This is a genomic window from Actinomadura geliboluensis (assembly GCF_043197915.1).
In the GTDB taxonomy this organism is placed as follows: domain Bacteria; phylum Actinomycetota; class Actinomycetes; order Streptosporangiales; family Streptosporangiaceae; genus Spirillospora; species Spirillospora geliboluensis.
In genome coordinates, this window is record NZ_JBICUA010000003.1 from 244,441 (window position 1) to 265,375 (window position 20,935).

The following is a 20,935-nucleotide window of genomic DNA, read 5'->3' on the forward strand; positions in this document are numbered from 1 at the left end:
TACAATCGAGTTCTCCCCGGCCTCGCCCCCGCCGCGCGCCGGGCCCGGGCCCCCCCCCGCGGGCCCCGGCGGCGGCCGACCGCCACCGGGTCGTGAAGCGGCACAGACCAATGCCTCCAGCAAGATCAGAAGTTCTCCACCATCGTCACCTAAATTATGCTGGTATGTAAACGGTAGGACGGTTCGTTATTTTGACCCCGTCCGTTTCGCTCAGCCCTGTCAGAATGTCGGATGGCGGTGGGTGGTCTGGGGAAGAGTTGGGCTGATATGAGTTGCGGGATTGTTTTCATGTTGGTTCTGCTGAACATTCAGGCAATCGGTTATTGGCGTGGGGAAGTCGGTTGCGGCGAGTTCGGGTTGGGTGTGTTCGTTGTTAATTCCGGTTCGGTGGACTAGTAGTTCTATGTCTTCCGGGATAGGAGCTGGTGCGATTAGTGTTTGGATGGCTTGGGCGAGGGTGGTGATGGTTCGGCGGCCTTTGGTGTGGGCTATGTCGTAGCGAGTTGAGAGTTCGAGGGCTGAGCCTAAGACGCGCGGGTGGCGGGTCGGATATTTCTTTTTCCTCTCGAGGGAGGCGATGGCGGCTGCGTCGTTGATGGCGGCGTGGTGGTGGGCGGCGAGGGCGGTGCATGCGTCGATGGTTTTGATGGTGGCGGTGAGGAGTTGGGCTGCTTGGGGGAGGGTGGGGGCGAGTTCGTGGGGTGGTTTGACGCGGCTGGAGGCCCGGGGGCTTGGGGTCCAGGCGGGGTCTTCGTGGAGGAGGCGCCCGATGCGGAGGATGAGGTCGCCGGCGTCGGTTGCGGGGCCGTTGGCGGGGTGGCCGTAGTGGCCGATTTTGGTGTCCCAGCGTCGGATGATGCTCTGCCAGGAGCGGTTGAGGCGGTGGATGTCGGCCTTGGCTTGTTTGAGGACGGGGATGTGATCGGGCTGGTTGAGTTCGTGGAGCCTAAGGATGAGCTGGTGGAGGGTTTTGGTGTTGAGGTGGCAGAGGATGGCGGCGGTTCGGGCGAGGTAGCGCCAGGTGGTGATCGAGGTGGTGTCGGTGGGGTTGCTCAGGCGGTGGACGCTGGCGTCGATCCCGGCGATGGTCTGGTCGTGGTCTTCGCCGATGACGGGTGGGATTCGGTCGCGGGTGTGGTGGAGCGGGACGGCGGTGAGGGGCGGTGGTGGTGTCTGGCCGTCGCTGTGGATGCGGGCGAGGAATGCGGCTTTCAGTAGAAGCGGGCCGGCTTGGTCGGTGGGGGTGCCGGTGCGGTAGGCGAGGTGGCCGATGGTCGCGGTGTGAGTGCTGAGTTGGTGGAGGAGGGAGCGGGCGGTCTGTGGTGCGGCGATGACGGGGGCGTTGGGGGAGGCCGGCTGGTCGGTGCTGGTGGGGAAGTGGGTGGACAGCAGGTCCAGGCCGCAGCCGAGGGCGGTGGAGGCGGCGCGGAGCGTGTTGGCGAGGTCGGTGGGCGGGGTTGGGGTGTCAGCGGGTGGGCCGAGGACGTGCTCGGCTTGTTGGAGGAGGGTGCCGGCGCGGTGGGCGGCGTCCCGCATGCCGGTGGTGGCGGGATGCGGGGTGCCGAAGCCGTCGGCGATCTGGTGGTGGTATCGGGCGAGGACGTGGGTGAGGCGGGCGAGTTCGGGTGGGATGGCGGGTTGGTGGAGGTCGTGGTCGAGGTGGGTGGTGTGGAGTTGGTGCTGTAGGTGTGTGAGGTGGTGGGTGGCGAGTTCGGTCATCTCCCCGAAGGTGGCCATGGGCGGCTACCGGAGGGTGTCGCGCAGGCGTCCAGCGTGCAGGGCTGCTTGGAGGCAGGCCGTCTTGTCGTCGGGGTCGGTGGCGAGTTCGGCGGCGCGGACGAGGTTTTGGGAGGTGGTGCGGGCGAGGTCGAACAGGGCGTCGGTGGTGGCGTTCGCCTCGGTGTGGTCGGTGGGGAGGGCGGCGTGGAGGGAGGGGGCTTGGCGGAGTGCTTGGTGGGCTTGGACGGCTTCGCCCTCGGCCATTCCCCAGGCGATGAACCCGTCGGGTTGCTGGGCGGCGTAGGCGGTGATGACGCGTTCGGCGTGGGAGAGGTCGTTGAGGGCGCTGGTGAGGATTTCGGTGAACCAGGCGTGGCGGACGTCCTGGTGGTGCTGTTCGTGGGTCATCGCGGTGTCCTCCGGCTGGACGAGTGGGTGGTCGCGGGTGCTTGCTAATCAGCGCAGCTTGGCGCGAGGCGGGGCCGTGGTGGTGCGGAGTGCGCGTTGTGGATATCCACGCTGCGTTCAGGTGGCGGGTGACCTGCCTGTGGCTGGTGAGGGCGGTGTCTGTGGGCGGGTGTGGGTGTTCGGTGTTGGTGCGAAGGCGCTCTGGTTGATGTCGATCGGGAAGTCCGCGGCGGCGGTTCCGGTGGCGGCTGGTGGCTGTCTGCGTGCGTCGGGGTTTGGGGCGAGTTCGTGGCGGAGGCGGGTTTCGGTGATGCCGCTCCAGGAGCCCAGTGCGGCCAGGAGCCGACGGCGGTCCTGTTCGAGTGCGTGGCGGGTGCGTTCGGATGCGTGAGGGAGCCGGGTGGTGATGGTGGTATAGAGCTGTTCGGCCTGGTCGGCGTGGTGGACGGTGCCGAGGGTGGTGGGTGTGGGCGGGAAGGCGGGGGCGGGCGCTAGGTGGGTGGCGGGTTCGGCGTAGGTGTAGGGGAGGCCGGGGACGGCGACCAGGAAGTCGGGGCCGGTGTGGGGGCCGGTGGTCTGCCAGCCGATGACGGTGCCGCAGCGGTCGTGCTGGCGGGTGAGGCGGACCTGGTCGCCGATCTTGTACGGGGTGTCCTCGGTGACTTCGGCGGCGTTGATGGCGCGGCCGGTGCTGAGGGCGGCGGTGAAGTCGATGCCGTGGTGGTGGGCGTAGTGCTCCAGGTCGCAGACCAGTGCCGCGAGCAGGGCTTGGGTGTAGAAGGTGTCGCGGTGCAGGAGCGAGGGTCTGCCGGGGAAGGCGTCGTTTTCGTAGGCGGTCAGGGCGTGGGTGGCGCGGTGGATGCGCTGGTCGGTGTGGGTCATGGCGGTCACCTCATGGCTGCGGCGACGTTGCCGGCGTGGTGGACGGCGCGCAGGCACGCGACCCGGTCGGCGGGCCGGGTGGTTTTGCAGGCGACGTTGAGGATCGCTTCGGCGACGACCATCACCAGGCTTGTGATGGTCTCGGCGAACTCGTGGGCGTCGGTGTCGGGCATGGGGTGTGCGGGCCAGGCCAGTGAGGGTGCTTCGGCGAGCGCCCACCAGGCGTCGGATGCCTCGGCGAGCGCGGTCTGGTAGGCGTCCTCGGGCGCGCTTTGGGCCAGGACGGTGGTGGCGCGCTCGATGAGTTCCAGTCCCATGAAGGCGGCGGCGAGCAGCGCGGGGAGGGAGTCGGCGGTCTTGATCTGCCGGGCGGCGTAGTCGAAGAAGTGCTTCACCGGAACCTCCGATGCGGTGACGGGCAGGGTGGGGCGGATTTTGTGCAGGTGAACTGCCTTATCGGTGATGGGGGCGTGCTGCGGTGAGGCCTGCCGGGCGTGGTGGCGGCTGGGAGGCGGGTTGGGGCTCGGCCAGCCCTTCCGATAGCGGTAGGGGGAAGTCGTGGGCGGCGAGTTCGGCCGCTGGCTCCAGCGGCGCACCGCTGGTGGGGCGCGGCGATGAGGCGGTCAGGCGCGGTTCGGCTCTGGCAAGGAGCAGGTCGGTGACGTCGCGCTTGTCCATGCCGTTCCACGCCACAAGGGCGTCCAGGAGCACGCGGTGGTCGTCGAGGTCGCTTTGCTGGGGCTGGACGCCGGCGAGGTCGGCTCGGCCGATGCGGGTCATGGTTTCGACCAGGGCCTCCTCGGCACGTAGTGGGTTGCTGATGACGCCTTGGGCGGTGGACGTGGCGGGAAAGGGTGGGGCCGGTTCCAGGTCGGCGGCGAGGACGGCGCGGCTGCTGGTCTCGCCGAGGAAGCGCACGTAGTACTCGGTGGGGCCGTCGAGCGGGACGAGGAGTCCGGTGACGCTGCCCCGTGTCGGGTGGCCCAGCAGGACCGCCTCGTCGGCGACCGGGCCGTCGAGTTGGACGGCCGCGCCGATGGCCAGGACGTCGGGGTCGTCGCGTTCGCTGAGGTAGTAGCCGCTGGCCTGGGCGAGGATGTCGTTGAACTCCAGGCCACGGTGGTCGGCGTAGTGCATCAGGTCGATCAGCAAATCGCCGAGGAGTTCGTGGGCGTGGGCGTCGTTGCCGCGGTGGTCGAGGTGTTCGGTCTCCTGGAAGAGGGCTTGGAAGGAGTCCAGGGCGGCGGCACCGAACTCGGCGAACTGCGCGGCATCGGCTTCGGCCATGCAACCTCCATGCGGTCGGGGGCGGCTGGGTGTGACGGGCGGGGGCGGTCAGGGGCGGTGCTTGCGTGTGCTCGGCGGGTCGTCCGGTTTGGGCTGCGCGGTGGGCGGTGGCTCGTCCGCCGGGGTGGGACGCGGGCCCTGGGGGAATTCGGTTGCGGCCAGCCGGACAGCCGCGTCAGGGCCGGAACGACCCCTGGAGGGTTTGCGGGCGGCGCGCATGATGCGGTCGTAGTAGTGCCGCATGATCGCGTCAGGTCGGCCACCGGACCAGCGGCTGAGCCGCATGGTCAGCTGGGCCAGGTCGGCAAGCGCCTGCTCGTCGGGGACCAGGCCGTTGTTTGCGGCGCGCTTGAGCCGGACGGCGATGTCGACAATCGTCGATTCGGCGTCCCGGGCGTGGGTGACGACTCCGGCCGTCCGGGTGGGCAGGGGCAGCAGCGCGTCGGCCGGCTCCAATTCGGAGGCGGCGACATGCAGGCCCTCGTTGATGCCCGGGATCCGCACCGTGCACTGGTGCTCGCCGTCGGGTGCGGTGGCCAGGGCGGTGATGAACCCGCGCCAGAGCGGATGGTGTGCCTTGGCTCCGGTGGCGGTGCGTCCTTGGCGGAACTGGACCTCGGCGCCGAGCCGGAAGCTGTAGCTCGGGTCGTGGTCGTGCCCGCCGCGGTCCAGATGTTGCTGGTGGAGTTCGGTGAAGGTGTCGTGGATGTCGAAGTCGCGGCGGTCGGCGTAGCGGGCGAGTTGCTCGACCAGCGAGGTGATGAGCGGCGCGGCCAGGGCGGGGTCGGCGCGGTGGCTGGCGGCGTCATCGGGCAGGAGTTGCTGCTGGTAGGCGTCGAGCGCGATGGCGACGGCCTCATCGGGATCGGACATACCGGTACCTCCGAAGATTCATGCGGGCGAGTAAGGGGCCTGGTCAGATCAGGCGTGGGTGATGGTTTGGGTTCGGTGGATCGGTGTGGCTGGAGCGCGCTCGGGTGGGCTGCTCACCGGCCAAGAGAGCGGCAATGTCGTTGGGGAACCCGGCTGCGGCGCGCCTGTAGGCCGGCGAGCAGGCGTCGAGCGCGGCAGGGATCTGGCCGGCGCGTTGGCGCAGGTGCTGTAACACGTGCTCGGGTTTGGTGCCCGACCAGGCGGCCAGTGCGGTCGACAGTTCGGCCAGGTCCGCCAGTACGAGCGGATCGCGGTCGGCGTCGAATTCGTGATGTCCGGCCGGTAGGCGGGTGAGCAGGTCGGTGATGGTGTCTTCGGCCGCGGCTGCGCTGAACACGGTCCCGGCGGTACGGGTCGACAGCGGTGCCAGGCGGGTGGCCGGCTCCAGTACGGCCGAGCTGGTGTGCTGAGGGTCGATGATCCCGGGGATCCGCAGCACGCACTCGGCGTCCTGGCCGGGGCCGGAGGACTTCAGTTCGGTGATGAATCCCCGATGGGGTTCGATGTCGCGGTCGCGGAACTGGACCTCGGCGTCGAGGCGGAAGCTGCAGCGCGGGTTGGTGATGGCGCCGCCGCGGTCGATGCGGGCTTGGACGAGGGCGTCCAGCAGGTCGACCACGTCCAGGTGGTTGCCCTCGCCGTAGTTGATGAGATCGACCACCAGCGCGTGCAGCAGCCCTTCGGCTTCGGCGCGGTCGGTGCGGTGCCCGTTGGCCAGGTCACCGAACAAGTGCTGTTCATAGGCGTCCAACGCCAGCGCGGCGGCTTCCATCCGCTCGGTCATGCGTGCACCGGCCGCGATGCCGAGGACGTCTTACTGATGTCGAAGGCGAGCCATCCGGAAGGGACGGGGACGGTGCGGGCCTCGTGCGGGGCCAGGTGCTCGTTCTCGGTGCACTGGTAGAAGGGGCCGCGTGGCCCGAGCAGGACGGGGAGTTGGTGGTCGAGGTGGTCGCGGTACCACAGGGCCATGCCGGTGGCGCCCTGCAGCCGCATCGCCTCCCACGCGAACCACAGCGCGGTCAGGCGGGAGATGGCCTCGCCGTGCCGCCACCATTCGGCGCACCAGCGGAACTCACCGCCCAGCGTCCGCCGGTACATCGGGACGAAATGCTCGCTGACCCAGGCGGTGACATCCGGGTACAGGGACTCGGGGCGCTTACCGCCGGTCGCCGGCGGGGCAGAGGTAGGCATGAAGCCTCCAAAGCTGTGAGTGCGTGCATCTGAAGGCCCCTTTCTGTCTGGACGTGGACGTGGACGTGGTGCGGGCTAGGGCGTGGTCGGGGTGTCCGGGTGGTTGTGGTGGTGGCGGGCGGCCTTGGCGATCGCGGTATCGGCGGTCTTGATGGCCGTGCTGATGGCGGTGGCGTGCGGACCCGCGTACCAGGGCCGGAGCCGGATGAGAGCGGGTTTGGTGCCGGTGGCCAGCAGCAGCGCGGTCCCGGCCTGCAGGGCGCGGATGTCAGCAGCCTGCAGGATGTCCTGCGGCCGCAGAGAGATCTGTTCGCTGGCGCGTCCGTCGCTGTAGGTGATGGACCGGACGGGCACGTCGTGCTGTCCGATGAGGGTGGCCAGGTCGCGCACCAGCCGGGGCGAGTCGATCCCGGCGCCGATCAGCTTGCGGGTGGCCGCGCCCCACAGCGCGGCCATGCCGGGCTCTCCCCAGACGGTGACGCCCTGCTCGTAGCTCTGCAGGATGGTGACCGGGATGATGCCGCGTGAGCCCAGGTGGGAGTACAGCTGCGGCAGGTCGGCGATGCGGCAGATGTTGGCGGCCTCATCGAGGGCGACGATCAGGGGCGGGTCGAGGCGTCCGCCGGCTTGTTCGGCGCGGCGTTCGGCGGCGCGCATGGTGGTGTCGGTGAGCGCGGCGATCAGCGGAGCGGCGGCCGACAGCGACTTCGACAGCAGATACAGGGTGTCGCGTGAGCCGGCGAACGCGTGCGGGTCGAAGACTGGCAGGCCGGCGTCGGGGGTGACCCAGGCGAGGATCTCCTGGTCGCGGAGCGCTTTGGCGGCGGTGCGGGCGGTCTGGTAGATCCCGTCGCGGGTCTCCACAGCGCCGTTCTGGGTGCCCTTCAACGATGAGGCCATGAGCTGGAAACCGGCCTCCTGCAGCAGCTCGATCGGTGTCGGGACGGCGGGCTCGTCCAGCCACCGCGCGACATGGTGCAGTGACCGGCCGGAGGTGGCGGCGGCCAGGAACAGCGCGCACAGCAGGTCTTGCGCGGCCGGCCCCCACAGGTCCTTCTTCTGGCCGTCGTCGACGGTGAGGACGAAGTGCCCGGCCAGGCGGTGGGCGTCCTCGACCGTGGACAGTCCGGCGAGCGGGTTCCACCACCACGCTTGCGGCTGGTAGGTGATGTGCTGCGGGTCGAACAGCCAGCTCTTCCCGCCGGTGCGCTGGGCGCGGACGGTGGCGATCGCCGACCACAGGTCGGCCTTGTTACTGGTCGCGATGACCGGTCCGGGCGCCGAGAGCACGTGCGGGATCGACTGGGTGGTGGTCTTGCCCGACCGTGGTGCCATGAACGCCACCACCGTGTCCTCGAACGAGGCGAATAGTGTCGGGCCGCTGCGCTCGCCCGGGAGAAGGACGTCCCCGAGGACCAGGCCGATGTCGTCCGGCCTCAACGCGCCGGGATCTGATGTGGTGAGGGACCGGCGCAGCTCGATGGCCTTCTTCGCTGTGGCGTCGGGTTGAAGGGCGGTCAGGCCGGGGTTGTCGGCGAGCGCGGCGACGGGATCCCCGGGGCGGGGGATACGGCGTGCGACCCGCGACCAGATCCCCCAGGCGCCGTAGGCGGACGCGGCGGCCAGCAGGACGAGGATGAGCAGGACGAGCCAGGTCGGCGTGCCCGGCCAGGCTTGATCGGTCCGCCCTCGGGCGAGGGCGAGTGCGAAGTCGGTGCCGAACGGCATGACCGTCCCGCCCGCTGCGGCCGCGCACACCTTCGCCGCGAACCACACGACCCACAGCCCAAGGATGGGCGTCCAGCAGGCGGCCAGCACCAGCCATCCGGCACCGGCGTTGGAATGCCACAGCGACGCCCGCGGCCCCAGCGCCCGGGTCATGCGGTCGCCCTGATGGCCTGGTCGGTGTCGTAAAGGTCGGCCTCGGGGCCGACGAGGGAGAGTTCGACCGGGATGCCGAGCCGTTCACCGGTCTTGATGAGGTACTTGCCGCGGCCGGGGTGACGGGCGCCGGGCTGCCAGGAGTCGGGCGCCGACCAGGAGGTGACCAGTTGCTGCTCGGGGCCGGTGAGCGGGGTGATCTCGTGGACGCGGGCCAGTTCGCGGGGCGGGAGACCGGCCAGGACGGTGATGGCCGAGCGGTCGGCGAAGCCTTTGGCCTTGGCTCGGTCTTCCTCGGTGGCCAGCGCGTCCAGGTCGGCGAGCGAGTGGGTGATCATGATCGAGGCCATGCCCTTGGCGCGGTTGAGGCGGGTGAGGGCGTCGGCGTGCTCCACCAGTCCGGGAGCGCCGCGCAACGCGCGCCACAGCTCGTCCATCACGCCGAGGTAGGAGCGGCGCGGGGCGGCGCCGAGGTCGGCGAGGGCGGTGGCGGCGTCGACCATGCCGAAGGCGTAGGCCCATGTGCACAGCATCGCGGCGGTGAGGAGCTTGTCACCGGCGGCGCGGACGCGGGAGATGTCGACGCTGATCGCCGGCGCGTCCAGGTTCAGCGGCCGGGTGGTGGCCGCGTCGAACACGCCGGCCAGGGACCCGGAGATGAGCAGGTCGAGGGTGAAGACCAGATCGCGGGTCTGAGCGCGGTAGGCGTCGCTCGAATCGGCGCGAGCCGCTCCCCGCAACTCGTCCGGCCCCTGCTCCAGGATGTGCAGGACGTCGACGATGGTGGGTTCACCGGTGAGGCGGTCGTCCAGCAGGTCGATGGCGCGGCCGAGGACGACCTCCTCGGCGTTGGTGATGCGGGCCTCGCGCACCAGCGTCGCCAACGCCAGCAGCAGCGACAGCCGCCGGGACCGCACTTCCCATCGCAAGGTCTCGGCATCGGCCCCGGACAGACGGCGGCGCGCCTCGTCCAGCGGCCCGGCGTCGAGGGGGTTGATGCGGTCGGCGCCGCGTCCGACGCGGATGACCTGGCCGCCCAGGTACTCCACCAGCCTGGTGTAGTCGGGCTTGGTGTCGCCGAGGACGATCGGTGTGGTGCCGGTCGCGACCGCGCCGGTGACCAGGCGTTTGACGAGGGTGGATTTCCCGGTGCCGGGTTGCCCGAGGACGAACATCCCGGGGTTGGTGACCAGCCCTTCGCGCAGCCATGCGAGGGGATCGAGGCAGACGACCTCGCCCCAGAGCTGGTGGCGCCCGACGGGTGTGCCGGCGGTGGGCGTGCCGGACCCGGCGGTGAAGGGATACAGGCCGCAGACCTGGCTGGTGGTGGCCTGGTATTCGGGTGCGGGTTCGACGTGCGCGGTGCGTCCGGCACCGCGCCCGCGCCACCCCCAGGGCGGGGCGAGCGGTTCGGACATGGCCAGTGTTTCGGCGTTCGGCAAGCGCGACCTCCTCAAGGTCAAAGGCTCTTCGGGGCAGTGGATTCTCGGGGTCAGTGGATGAGGCGGCGGGACAGCTCGGGTGGGCAGATGCCGCACGGGAGGGTGGTGGCGAAGCCGGCGGCCTGGCTGCCCCACAGGCGCCGCAGCCGGATCTTGGCCGAGTCGGCCGCGGTCTCCACGTGCGCGGCGGCGCGGCGGAGCTGGTCGGCGTCGGCGGCGGTGACGGTGGCGTACATCGAGACCAGGCAGACCCCGGCGCCCATGGCCTCCTCGGCGGCGGCCTGGCGGGCGCGAGCGGCGTCCCAGCTGTCGCGGGCGGTCTCGTCGCGTCCGGTGCGGCGGCGGAACTGGGTCCGGAACGCCGCCGCGTTCACCTCTTGCTGCAGTACCCGGCTCGCGGCCGCAGCAGGTAGCGCCCGGTACTGCAGAGTGACGCGCTTGGGGAACGGGCCGGGCGCCACCAGGCGGGCCAGGACGTCGGAGCGGACGTTTTGGCGCGGCGGCTCATGCCATGCCCAACTCACCGAGACACCGCCGTCGTGCTGGTAGTGCCCGGTGTGCTCGGTAGCGGCGACCGGCCCTGCGTCACACCAGTTCAAGACGTCGTCTGCGGCGGGGCTGGCGAGGAGCCGGTTGACCTCGCCGCGTGCGCTCGGGTCGAACGCGGTCCGCACGGCTCCGGCGATCTCGGCGGCGGTGGCCCGCCCGAGGACGGAGACACCGCAGCCGCCGAGCCGCGATGCGAGCCCGTCGAGGGTGCGGCCCAGGTCGGCGACCGCTTCGTACAGGTCTTTGGGGCGGGTCGCGGACGCGCGCGGGTCGAGGGTGATCGACACGCGGGTGTCGACGTCGGCGGCAGCGGCCGGAGCGGTGCGGACCAGCTCGCTCATGATGTTGCGCGCCGGAGCGGGGGCCGCCGGGACGATGGCGCGGTGCACGGCGTCGGCGAGGGTGGACCCGGGCTCGGGTGCGGTCTCCACCGTGACCGTCACCCACCGGACGGCGGGCATGTGTCCCAGCGCGGCCAGCCACCCGCCCCAGCCCGCGACCCAGGCGTCGGCGTCGCCGCGGTCGGCCAGCCACGTCGAGGTCGGCACCACGCGCAGGGTGGCGGTCAGCAGCCCGGCGCGGCGGTCCCACACGATCCCGTACCGGCCGCCGTACCCGTCCTCGGCACTCAGCAGCGTCAACGGCGCGAGCACTCCTGGGAGCTGGAACGCCCGCGGATGGTCGGTCACGACCCCGGCGCGGTAGCGGTTGTGGCCGCGCCACGCGCCCCACTGCCAGCGGCACCGCGCCAGCACCAGCCGCGCCAACGGGACACCGCCGATGCGGACCAGGCCCAGCCCGCCGCCGACCAGCGTCGGCGGCAGCAGATAGACCAGCAGTTGCGGGGCGCTGGCGGCGACCAGGACCAGCAGCATCGCCGCGGCGAGTGCGATGAAGGTGGAGGCGGTGTCCAGGCCGAGCAGGCCGATGCCGTGCCGGCGCCGCCACCCGCCGTAGGTGCGGACCTCATGCCCCATGGCCACTACTCCCTTCACTGGCCGCGCCGGTCGGGCCGCCGGCACCGCCGGTCGCGGCCCAGCGGACTGCGTCCTCGCCAGGCTGCCGCTCCTGCTCGGCCGTCCGGACCGTGGCCGGGCCGACCGGTTCACCGTGACCGCCGTCGGGTGGCGCCCACCCGGACCCGCCCGCCGCGTTCTGCCCCGGCGGGGACACATCGGTGTCAGCCCGGCCGCTCCCCGGCGGCGCATCAGGAGCGGGGGGCTGGTCGCCTGAGCTATCGGCCGGCGGAGGTGTAGCCGCTGAGTCGTGCGGGGTGGACGGCTGATCGGACGGGTCCCCGCCGGGAGGCGTGGAGTCCTGGTCGCCGAGCTGCTGCTGGATGTAGGTGGTGTGTTCGGCCGCCGAGTTGGACTGGCCGCCACCGGATCCACCGCCGACGTAGCCGCGCAGCGCGCCGAGCGCGGCGGCACTGCCCATCAACGCGCCGAGCATCCCGCCCCCGGCGCTGGACTCGGTTCCGCCGGTGGTCCAGGTGAAGAACTTCAGCAGCACGGGGAAGGCGATCAGGCTGATCAGCATCATGGCGAAGCCCATCAGCACCGTTTGCAGGTCCTTGCCCTTGCCGACCAGCGTGAACGCGGTCGCGTACACCGCCGCCGCAGCGGGCTTGTAGAACACCAGCGCCAGCATCCAGCCCGCCACGCGCGGGAACCAGGACTTGGTCGAGGTGGTGATCATCCCGGCCGCCGCGAGCGGGAGCAGTCCGGCCAGAATGACCAGGGCCGCTCCGCGAAACAGCAGCAGGATCGCCTGGACGATCCCGATGACCAGCGCGAACAGGCACAACAGGAGCACCAGCGCGCGCGGCGCCGCACTCGGGAACGCCACGATCTGACTCATCCGCCGCGCGAAGTCCCCGTCGGAGGAGGCGTTCAGCACCCAGCCGCACCACAGGTCACCCCACTGGATCAGCAGGTTCGGCACCACCGTGCCGATCACGGTGACGACCGCCAGGACCACCAGCCCGCGTCCGGCGTCCACCAGCGGCAGTGCTTTGCGCGACAGCGCCATCCGCGCGGCGATCGCCAGCAGCGCCAGCACTGCCACCGCGACCGTCAACGGCCGGACCAGTAGCTGCAGATATCCGACCGCCGGCTCGCCCTGCAGATCAGGGGAGGGGGTGTGCACCCACCAGGACGCGGTGTTGGACACCAGCCATCCCACCGCCTGCTCGAACGACTCGGTCATCTCCTCAAGCACATGACCGCCGATCGCCCCCGGGATATCGGGCAACCCGGGAAGGCCGGGCAGGAGCGGATCTCCGCCGCCGTCATCGTTGTCGACTGGCTGAACGCACGCAGGCTCGGTGACCGGCGAACACGGATCCAGCGGAAGCAGGGCAAGCATCAGCCACCCCAGTGCGGAAAGCGGCTATAGCCGTCCAGCGATTCGACCGGGGCGGCGGCGCCCGCCCAGTTCCCGCCCGGCGGTGCGACGAGGCGCCAGTCACCGTCCTGCCAGCGCAACTGCAGCCGGGTCACCGCACGGACGGTCACATCACTGTCGCCGGGCCCGGCCGACAGCAGGTCCAGGCTCGCGACCTCGCGGGTGTAGCCCAGCCAACGGAACCCCTCCAGCACCACATAGCCGCGGCCGAGCGGCTCCCCATCCCGACGGTCGCCCCGCCGCTTGTCGTAGGCCTCGCGGGTCGAATCCATCAGCACATCCGTGTCGGGCCCGATGACCTGCCGCTGGATGGTCGGCCCGAACACGTCCGTGCCCCACGTCATGTCGGCCCGCACCGCGATGTGCACCGCGGCCAGCAACGCCCCGCGCGGCGTCCGGGTGAAACCCGCAGCCAGATCGTCTGCGGTATGGCGTGGGCCGTCTTGCGCCGAGTAGGGGAGCGCGATGCCGTGGTAGTCCCGCCACTGCACCCCGGTGAACGACACCTGCGGCGCGCTCACCAGCTGCTCGGTGTGATCAGTGGCCCGGACGACGACAGGGGTGGTCTTCGGGGGCGTCCGGAACACCGGAGGAACGATCGCGCCGACCAGGACACCGCCGCCGATCACCGCGACGGCGATGACCCGGCCGCGACGCCACCACGCGACACCGCCGTGCTCCTGGTTCTTGGAGGGGCTCATGTGAAGAACACCCCGACGATCGGGGCCGCCGTCGCCGCCAGGCTGAGCCCGCCGAGCACCCAGGGGATACCGGTCGCGCCATCGGCGGCGAACGTGGACCGGTTCTTGCGCCCGATGGCCATCTGACCCGCGCAGATGAACAAGCCGGCGACGCCGCAGATCAGCACGCCCCACTTGCCCCACGCCAGCAGCGTCTCCATCTTCTGATCCAGCCCCGGCGGCGCAGCCGGAGGAGGATCGGGCACCTCGACATCCCCGTCCCGAGGCGGCAGCGCCGCGAGCACGGTGGGCGTGAAGAAGGTCAGCACGATCGCGGCCCCCTGCCGACCAGGCAGCGGAGCTCAGCCAGGGCCTGACGCGCTCTGCCCGGCAGAGCGACCACACGCGGGTCCTCCACCAGCCGCAGCGCCCGCACATGCGGGACCCGCACCACGCCGGCGACCCGTCCTTGCAGCAGCGCGAACCGGGCCGTGGCGTCCCGCGACTCCGGACCGCCGTCACTGACGACCGCCAACGCCGCCACCCGCTCGCCCCAGTCCCACAACGCGCCGATCGCCGTCGTGGCGTCCTTGGCCGCCACCGCGGTGTTGCGCACCACCAGAACCACCGGGCGGCCATTGGCCTGCAGCGGCGACCGGCCCGCCTTCAGCAACGGCGCGATCGACCCCATGTCCCACGCCGCGGGCAGCAGCGCCGCCAGCGTGGAGGTTCCCGCGCCGCCGTGCGCGCCGGCCACGACCACGTCCAGAACCTCACCCATCCCGCCGCCGGCATGGCCGGCCGGGACCGGTCTGGTCTGTCGAAGACTCACCTGCACACCCCCGAATCGATGCTCACAGTTGCTGGACGATCACCGTACGTGGCAACATAACAGAGCGCAAGCACCGCCAAACAACTTCTGAGAACGTCAACACGCCGAACAACGTGCTTCCGCAGCACCCATCCACCACACTGGAAGGACACCCGTGACCGCCCGCCCAGGAGCCCCAGCGATGACCGAGACACCCGGCCGCGACCCCGACGTCCTCACCACCGCCGAACTCGCGGCCAAGCTCGGCCTCTCGCCCCAGACCGTCCGCCGGATGGCCAACGCCGGGCAGATCCCCGCCCTCAAAACCGGCAAGGACTTCCGCTACTCCTGGCAAGCAGTCCGCGAGGTGCTGCGGCAGCCCCACCAGCAACCCGGGGAAGCCGCCGATGACCCAGCCACCGAACCTCAGCCCAAGAAGGGCGCCGGCCACCGCGCCCAACGCCAAGCCCGCACCGGCGCCCACACCACCGACTAAGCAACCCACTCGACCCCGGCGGCCTAGCCGGTGAAGGCCGCCACCTCCACCACCGCGTGCGCCGCCGCCCTCACTCTCGCGCTGCCGCTGGGCCTGCTCGTCCTGGCCGCCGACCGCAACCCGGCCGCAGGCGCCGCCTCAGGGTTGGCGGGCGCACCCACCGCCGAAGCCAAACGCGACATCCCACCGGCCTACCTGCGCTGGTACCTCGACGCCGCCCACACCTGCCCCGGCCTGCCCTGGAACGTCCTGGCCGCCATCGGCAAAACCGAATCCGACCACGGCCGCTCCACCGCCCCCGGCGTCCACACCGGCCAAAACCACGCCGGAGCCGGCGGCCCCATGCAATTCCTCACCGCCACCTGGACCGCCTACGGCGTCGACGCCGACCACGACGGCCGCAAAGACCGCTACAACCCCGCCGACGCCATCCACGGCGCCGCCCGCTACCTGTGCGCCAACCACGCCGGCAAAGGCGGAACACACCTGCGCCGCGCGATCTGGCACTACAACCACTCCGCCACCTACGTCCGCAACGTCCTGGCCCAAGCCGCCCGCTACGCCACCCCCACCACCAGCCGACGCGGCACCACCGCCGTCCACGCCGCCCTGCGCTGGCTCGGCACCCCCTATTCCTGGGGCGGCGGCGGACCCAACGGACCCACCTACGGCTTCGCCCAAGGCACCGGAATCAAAGGCTTCGACTGCTCCGGCCTCACCCAATACGCCTGGGCCCAAGCCGGCATCCGCCTACCCCGCGTCGCCGCTGACCAATACAACACCGGCACCCACATCCCCAGAACCCAACTCCAACCCGGTGACCTGCTGTTCTTCGCCACCAACCCCAACGCCCCCGCCACCATCCACCACGTCGGCATCTACTACGGCTCCGGCCGCATGATCCACGCACCCCACACCGGCGACGTCGTCCGCATCTCCCAATTCACCGGCAACCCCTACCGCGAACGCCAATACATCGGCGCCACCCGCCCCACCACACCCCGCACCGCCCAGATCTGACCGGAGGACCGCCCTTGCACCACCACGGGAACCCCAACCGTGACCTACACCCACCCAGGAACCCCCGCGCCTATTCCCGCCAGGCCTCCAACGGCCGCCATCCGAAGACACCTTCACCACTGAAGAAGACCAAGAGCCACCGCCGTGTAGGCCGATCCGCGCCTTCAGCCATGGCGGCGGCTGGCAATCCACCGCCGCCCCTCGTCCTAGCCGCCCAAGGACGCATCGACTTCCAGACCTTCCTGTTCGCCAACTTCGGCGACGACTCCGAATACCCCGCAACCCTGGCCTACATCCGCGACCACGCCGCCCCATACGCCGCCGCCCACGACATTGACCTACGCGAACTGCGCCGCATCCGCCGCGAGGGCACCACCGAGACCCTCTACGGCCGCCTCATGCGTGAAGGTTCCCGATCCATCCCCATCCCCGTCCGCATGAGCAACGGCGCCTCCGGCGCCCGCTCCTGCACCGCCGACTTCAAAATCCGCGTCATCGGCCGCTGGCTCAAAGCCCACGGTGCCAATCCCACCAACCCCGCCACCATCGCGATCGGTATCAGCCTCGACGAGATCCACCGCGCCAACACCCACCGTCACGAACCCTACGAACGCATCGTCTACGACCTCCCCATCCGCCGCGCCGACTGCCCCCGCATCATCCGCTCAGCCGGCCTGCCCGTCCCACCCAAATCCGCCTGCTGGTTCTGCCCCTTCCACCGCCTCACCGCCTGGCAAGACATGCGCCGCACCCAACCAGCCCTCTTCACCAAGGCCTGCCACCTGGAGAACACCATCAACCAACACCGCCACGTCCTCGGAAAAGACCCCGTCTACCTCACCCGCTACAACGCACCCCTCGCCAACGTCACTCCCGAAGCGGACACTCTTCCCTTCGAGGACAGCGACGGCATCTGCGATAGCGGCTGGTGCTTTATCTGACCCCCAGCAGCTATCTAGCAACTGCAAGACTCGACTCCACGGAGGCTCAATCATGCAGCCACTCAAGCACGCCGACCTCGCTGAGCTCCCTGCCGTCGTCGACATCGTCACCGCCGCAAGGGCCCTTGGCCTCTCCCGCACCTACGCTTACCAACTCGCCAAGAACGACCAGTTCCCCTGCAAGGTAATCCGCATCGGCACCTGCTACCGCGTCCCTACAGCCGCCCTCCTAGCGCTCCTTGACGCCCTGTAGCGCAGAAAAGAAACATCGACACACACGTCCAAGCTGAAACCAGCTGGAAGGACAGGATCGGCCCCGCGCATAACGAACAGGACGGTAGGCGCACGGGTGCTGCCGCCCTGCTCGTGTTGGCCATCGCAAGGCAGGTTGAGTGTTTCGGAACCAGCCCACCCGCGCGCGAGGCGTCGGGTTCGTGGAACCCTTCGAGCAAGTCAGCTCACCGGACCGGCGGGGCCTCCGGTAACCAGATTGACCAGCGTTGCGTGTGGCCGGCCGCGCCATCGCCGACTGACGATCGATCGGCTACAACTCCGCGAGCGTGCCAATCTGATGGGGGTGAGTCATCTGGCCACGGCCTGGTAATGGAAGATGACTCGTCGGCGGGCCGGTGAGGAGCGTTCGACGACTGGTCCGCATGGCGCGAGGCGACCCAGGGCAGATCCTCAGCGACGACCTTTTGTCACCGCCTCGGCGCGGCCAGCCGGTGGCATCGTCACCCTTACCGCTCTGGATCTGGTCACCGACCGGCTCGTCGGTGCTGGCGAGCTGGTCCACTTCGCCGGGATGGGCGCTTCACACTGCGTGCCAGCCTCGGCCGGCGGCGAGGGCGACGTTCCGCTTCGCAGATGCGTCAGGTTTGGTGGGACGGAATGCCGGCATGTGTCCCACCTCGTCCAACGCTAAACCTCGACCTCGGGGGCAAGGTCAACGCCGCGGGGCATCCCCGAATGAAATTCCGGCAGCCGCGTCTCAAGCTCAGTACCGCCACCGAGCATCCGGTTGGCGGCAGAAGAGTGTGTTGGAACGAAAGCGGGTGCGTGCTTGGGGGCAATGGCCATTGTGGCCAAGGTCGCTGCGCTCGTTGGCGGGCTGTTCGTCGGCAACATCACCGACCGGGCGCGCGTCGGCCGATCATCGCCGAGGGCGGTTGTCCCATTTCGTGGCCTGGGCGTCTCAGTGCACAACGCCAGGTGGCGCGTGCCAAGCCCCCGTCGAGGTGTGGCCAGGTCGCGCACGAAGGTCGAGCGCTATCGTCCCGCAGTTCGGATGGCCGACACAGGCCGACACAGAGTGTCACATCGCCTGTATCGTCGACTGCTAGTAGCCCAGTGCGACTGCGAAGATCGGTGGAGTGCGATGGCTGATGTCCCAGAGGCTGTGGAAGCCGAGGGGCGGCCGTCGGCTACTCGGACCCAGCACGCCGTCCGGTTGCTTGTTCTGCTCGCGGAGTGCGGGGAGGCGGCCGTTGATAGTGATCCTGCAGGTGCGGCGAAGGCTATCCGTAGCGAGCTAAGGCTCCAAGCCATGGATTTCTGGATGCGGAATCCGGACTACCTTGCTGACGAGCTGGTGACCATGGTCGAGATCGCCAAGATCTCCGGCAGTTACCTGGACACTGCTCGGTCGCTCTTGGATGACGCCGAGCCCGATCTGCATTGGTACCCGATGCCGCGCTGGTTCTTCGGCGCGTACGAGCAGCTCGACGACGCGTTCGCACTGCTAGAAACCTACAGTCTGGCAACCATGAGGCGCACCGGTCAGCCGGGGAAAAAGAGCCAGCGTAACCAGTTCTACTTGACACAGGATGGTGTGGAGGCGGCTGCCGAGCTTGCTGACGACCCCGTGTTGGGGTGGTACTCCAGGCAGGTGAAACTTGTGGCTCTGGTCGCTGGCGATGACGCCGGCCAGCGTCTCAAGGACCGGCAGTACCAGCAGGCCACCTACGCGGGCACCGAACTGGGGCTCGACATCGCCCCAATTGCGCCACGAGTACGAGAGCGGCTCGATGCCTTGCAGGCGATCACGGCGGCTCCGGCGGGCGCGGCTGCCGAAGGTGTGGGCGATAGTGGAGGTGGTGCGTGAGCATTCTGGCGGACGAGATTGTCCAGAACCTCGCAAGGCGGCGAACGGGACGGCGACACATCCTTAACGCCGTCGAGGTCGACGAGATCCTTGCCGACCTCGGCGTCCCGACCTCGGCGACGAAGGCCGTCCCTGTGCCACTCCGCGTCACCCGCATTCACTTCAGCGGCACCAAGATGCTCGATCCCATGCACTCGGACGCCGTGCGCTACGAAGCGGAGGGGGACGGCTTTCCCGTCGGGGACGACGCTGGGGCGGCCGACGGCGTTGACGAGGACGCTGGTGACGGAGAAGGCAGACGGGGCGCGGCCGAGCCCAGGGTGCGGCTGGTGCGGGTCCCGTTCAGCTTCGAGTGGGAGCCGCGGACGGGTGTCAACGGTATTGGCTCGGGCCGTAACCTGCGCGGCAAGTCGACGGTCCTCAACGTCCTGATGTGGTCGCTGACTGGTCGGTGCGCACGATTCCAGCCCGACATCCGACGGTGGATCGAGCACGTCGAGGTCGACTGGACGGTCGGTGCCGAACGGTTGCAGGTATCTTTCGACGCCAAGGCCGGAGAAGCAAAGGGACAGGTCGTCAAGCTCGGCGATGTCGGCGCGCCCCAGAAGGCCACTGTCCTGGGTGAGTTTGACGGTTCCAACTTCGAGGGCGTCATGGGCTCGCTGATGATGGCCCGGCTGCGCCTGAAGCACATTCCGGTCTGGACTGATGCGAAGAAACTTGTGCATGCCTGGCCGGCGTACTCCAGCTCGTTCGTCGTGCGAGCCGATCAGCTCGACCCGATTGTGGGAAATGAGCAGAGCATCGGCGTGCGGATGATGCAGATGTTCGTTGGTACCGACTGGGCTCCCGCGCAGGTTGTTGCAACAACGGCGCGTCGCGGGATGGACACTGAACGGTCTGCTGCAGCTGAGAAGGCGAAGGCTGCTGGCGAGGCCGTGGAGAAGAATCGAGAGAGGGCGCAGGAGGCCGTCGACGACGTCACGGCGAAGCTCGCGGCACTTCCGGTGGGGACGCCTGATGTTGAGGCGATGCTGCGGTTCGCGAACCGTGCGTCCGACCTCTCACGACGGGTGCATGTGCTCCAGGAGCGGCTCACCGTGCAGGTATCACTCGTCGAGACCGCGCGTCGGCAGCTCAAGACGGCGAAGGCACGCGTCCACACCGGCTACGAGGACGCGCTCGCGACGAGGTTCTTCCATCGGATGCAGCCGAGGGTGTGCCCGCGTTGCACCGCGGAGGTGACGGACGAGCGGCAGGCAGCTGAACCCGACAAGCACGAGTGCTCGGTTTGCGCGAGCGACCTCAACCTCGAAGCTCTCAAGGCCGACGTCATTGTCGCCGCGTCGGTGCCCGAGAACGTCGCCTCTGCGCTCGTTGCGGGGTCGGCTGCCGACGGCGGTAATGAGGCCGAGGCCGACGACGGGCCGCGGGACGAAGTCGAAGCAGCCGAGGCTGCCGTCGCCGCGGCGGAGGCGGGCAGGGCGACGCTGGTCGCTCAGATTAGCGAACTGACCGCGCAGCGCGATGAAGCGGCGGCGAAGGCGGGGGGCGTGGGTGACCTGCTCACTGTGATCGACGCACGCCGCACCCTCGAACTCGAACTCGCGCGCGCCGAGGGCGCCCTCGCGGCGTTGGCCCAGTCGAGCGACACCAACACCGTCGACCCGGTCGACCCCGTACGCGCGGCGGTCGCGGACGCAGCCGAGCAGGTGTTGAGCAAGTGGGTGAAGGACCGTCAGGATCCCCTGCTGCTGAAGATCTCCGCCGACATCGAGCGGCTTGCGAGAAGTTTCGGCGCCGACAGCCTCAGCAATCTCAGGCTCGACGGCGCGGCGAACATGTCCATGCTCAAGGGCGGCGAGCCGGTTACCTACTCGCGTATCACCAACGGCGAAAAACTCCGGGTGAAGATCGCGACCGCCATCGCCCTCATCAAGCACGGCTACGCAGAGAGAATCGGCAGGCATCCGGGCCTCCTCGTCCTGGACTCGCCGGCCGCCGAAGAGATGCCCGAGTCGGACATCGCAACGATGGTCGAAGCGCTCCAGGCGGTCGCCGAAGAGGCCGAGATGCAGATCTTCGTCGCGACACGCAACGCTGTCCCGCTCGTCGAGCTGCTCCCCGAGGACAACCGTGTCGTCGCCGAAGGCGACAACTATGTCTGGTGATCGAGTCTGGG

21 protein-coding genes are annotated in these 20,935 nt (G+C 69.6%); 6 read left to right on the forward strand and 15 right to left on the reverse strand.

The features are described from left to right. Nucleotides 1-219: 219 nt before the first annotated feature. The 15 genes from ACGFI1_RS11615 to ACGFI1_RS11685 all read right to left on the reverse strand — a co-directional run bounded on the left by ACGFI1_RS11615 (nt 220) and on the right by ACGFI1_RS11685 (nt 14,162). Nucleotides 220-1,719, reverse strand: coding sequence for a hypothetical protein (locus ACGFI1_RS11615; RefSeq protein WP_392784905.1), 1,500 nt, complete (start codon nt 1,717-1,719; stop codon nt 220-222). Nucleotides 1,720-1,743: 24 nt separating this feature from the next. Then, the gene (locus ACGFI1_RS11620; RefSeq protein WP_392784907.1) at nt 1,744-2,127 is read right to left on the reverse strand and encodes a hypothetical protein; all 384 of its coding nucleotides are present in this window, start codon (nt 2,125-2,127) and stop codon (nt 1,744-1,746) included. Between the two features lie 117 nt (nt 2,128-2,244). After that, a complete protein-coding gene (locus ACGFI1_RS11625; RefSeq protein WP_392784909.1) occupies nt 2,245-3,009 on the reverse strand; it encodes a hypothetical protein in 765 nt (254 codons plus the stop codon). A 5-nt stretch (nt 3,010-3,014) separates the two neighbouring features. Further along, nucleotides 3,015-3,404, reverse strand: coding sequence for a hypothetical protein (locus ACGFI1_RS11630; protein ID WP_392784911.1), 390 nt, complete (start codon nt 3,402-3,404; stop codon nt 3,015-3,017). Between the two features lie 58 nt (nt 3,405-3,462). Then, complete coding sequence (locus ACGFI1_RS11635; RefSeq protein WP_392784913.1) at nt 3,463-4,296, reverse strand: hypothetical protein; 834 nt, start codon at nt 4,294-4,296, stop codon at nt 3,463-3,465. 48 nt (nt 4,297-4,344) lie between these two features. Then, entirely contained in the window at nt 4,345-5,169 is an 825-nt protein-coding gene (locus ACGFI1_RS11640; RefSeq protein WP_392784915.1) for a hypothetical protein, read from the reverse strand. A 43-nt stretch (nt 5,170-5,212) separates the two neighbouring features. Continuing rightward, the gene (locus ACGFI1_RS11645) at nt 5,213-6,013 is read right to left on the reverse strand and encodes a hypothetical protein (RefSeq protein ID WP_392784917.1); all 801 of its coding nucleotides are present in this window, start codon (nt 6,011-6,013) and stop codon (nt 5,213-5,215) included. Further along, entirely contained in the window at nt 6,010-6,423 is a 414-nt protein-coding gene (locus ACGFI1_RS11650; RefSeq protein WP_392784918.1) for a DUF4913 domain-containing protein, read from the reverse strand. The genes ACGFI1_RS11645 and ACGFI1_RS11650 overlap by 4 nt, the downstream gene beginning before the upstream one ends. A 75-nt stretch (nt 6,424-6,498) precedes the next feature. Then, nucleotides 6,499-8,304, reverse strand: a complete 1,806-nt coding sequence (locus tag ACGFI1_RS11655; RefSeq protein WP_392784920.1) for a type IV secretory system conjugative DNA transfer family protein — start codon at nt 8,302-8,304, stop codon at nt 6,499-6,501. Then, nucleotides 8,301-9,746 (reverse strand): hypothetical protein, encoded by a 1,446-nt coding sequence (locus tag ACGFI1_RS11660; RefSeq protein WP_392784922.1) that lies wholly within the window; start codon nt 9,744-9,746, stop codon nt 8,301-8,303. The genes ACGFI1_RS11655 and ACGFI1_RS11660 overlap by 4 nt, the downstream gene beginning before the upstream one ends. Before the next feature lie 50 nt (nt 9,747-9,796). Then, the gene (locus ACGFI1_RS11665; protein ID WP_392784924.1) at nt 9,797-11,272 is read right to left on the reverse strand and encodes an SCO6880 family protein; all 1,476 of its coding nucleotides are present in this window, start codon (nt 11,270-11,272) and stop codon (nt 9,797-9,799) included. After that, nucleotides 11,262-12,503 carry a hypothetical protein gene (locus ACGFI1_RS11670; RefSeq protein WP_392784926.1) on the reverse strand — a complete coding sequence of 414 codons (1,242 nt, stop codon included), beginning with the start codon at nt 12,501-12,503 and terminating at the stop codon, nt 11,262-11,264. The genes ACGFI1_RS11665 and ACGFI1_RS11670 overlap by 11 nt, the downstream gene beginning before the upstream one ends. 158 nt (nt 12,504-12,661) lie before the next feature. Then, a complete protein-coding gene (locus tag ACGFI1_RS11675) occupies nt 12,662-13,402 on the reverse strand; it encodes a hypothetical protein (protein WP_392784927.1) in 741 nt (246 codons plus the stop codon). Then, a complete protein-coding gene (locus ACGFI1_RS11680) occupies nt 13,399-13,710 on the reverse strand; it encodes a hypothetical protein (protein WP_387076002.1) in 312 nt (103 codons plus the stop codon). Before ACGFI1_RS11680 ends, ACGFI1_RS11675 begins: the two co-directional genes overlap by 4 nt. Further along, on the reverse strand, nt 13,704-14,162 hold the full coding sequence (locus ACGFI1_RS11685; protein WP_392784929.1) for a hypothetical protein: 459 nt from the start codon (nt 14,160-14,162) through the stop codon (nt 13,704-13,706). Before ACGFI1_RS11685 ends, ACGFI1_RS11680 begins: the two co-directional genes overlap by 7 nt. A 232-nt stretch (nt 14,163-14,394) precedes the next feature. Between ACGFI1_RS11685 and ACGFI1_RS11690 the strand changes: the two genes are divergently transcribed. The 6 genes from ACGFI1_RS11690 (at nt 14,395) to ACGFI1_RS11715 (ending at nt 20,924) form a co-directional block, all read left to right on the forward strand. After that, on the forward strand, nt 14,395-14,688 hold the full coding sequence (locus tag ACGFI1_RS11690; protein WP_386875680.1) for a helix-turn-helix domain-containing protein: 294 nt from the start codon (nt 14,395-14,397) through the stop codon (nt 14,686-14,688). A 30-nt stretch (nt 14,689-14,718) separates the two neighbouring features. Continuing rightward, on the forward strand, nt 14,719-15,708 hold the full coding sequence (locus ACGFI1_RS11695; protein WP_392784932.1) for a C40 family peptidase: 990 nt from the start codon (nt 14,719-14,721) through the stop codon (nt 15,706-15,708). Between the two features lie 170 nt (nt 15,709-15,878). Then, nucleotides 15,879-16,649: a phosphoadenosine phosphosulfate reductase gene (locus tag ACGFI1_RS11700; protein ID WP_392784934.1), complete on the forward strand. Its 771-nt coding sequence runs from the start codon at nt 15,879-15,881 to the stop codon at nt 16,647-16,649. A gap of 52 nt (nt 16,650-16,701) precedes the next feature. Continuing rightward, nucleotides 16,702-16,902 (forward strand): helix-turn-helix domain-containing protein, encoded by a 201-nt coding sequence (locus ACGFI1_RS11705; RefSeq protein WP_392784936.1) that lies wholly within the window; start codon nt 16,702-16,704, stop codon nt 16,900-16,902. Nucleotides 16,903-18,195: 1,293 nt separating this feature from the next. Further along, on the forward strand, nt 18,196-18,753 hold the full coding sequence (locus ACGFI1_RS11710; RefSeq protein WP_392784938.1) for a hypothetical protein: 558 nt from the start codon (nt 18,196-18,198) through the stop codon (nt 18,751-18,753). Continuing rightward, nucleotides 18,750-20,924, forward strand: a complete 2,175-nt coding sequence (locus ACGFI1_RS11715; RefSeq protein ID WP_392784940.1) for an ATP-binding protein — start codon at nt 18,750-18,752, stop codon at nt 20,922-20,924. Before ACGFI1_RS11710 ends, ACGFI1_RS11715 begins: the two co-directional genes overlap by 4 nt. Nucleotides 20,925-20,935 lie beyond the last annotated feature (11 nt).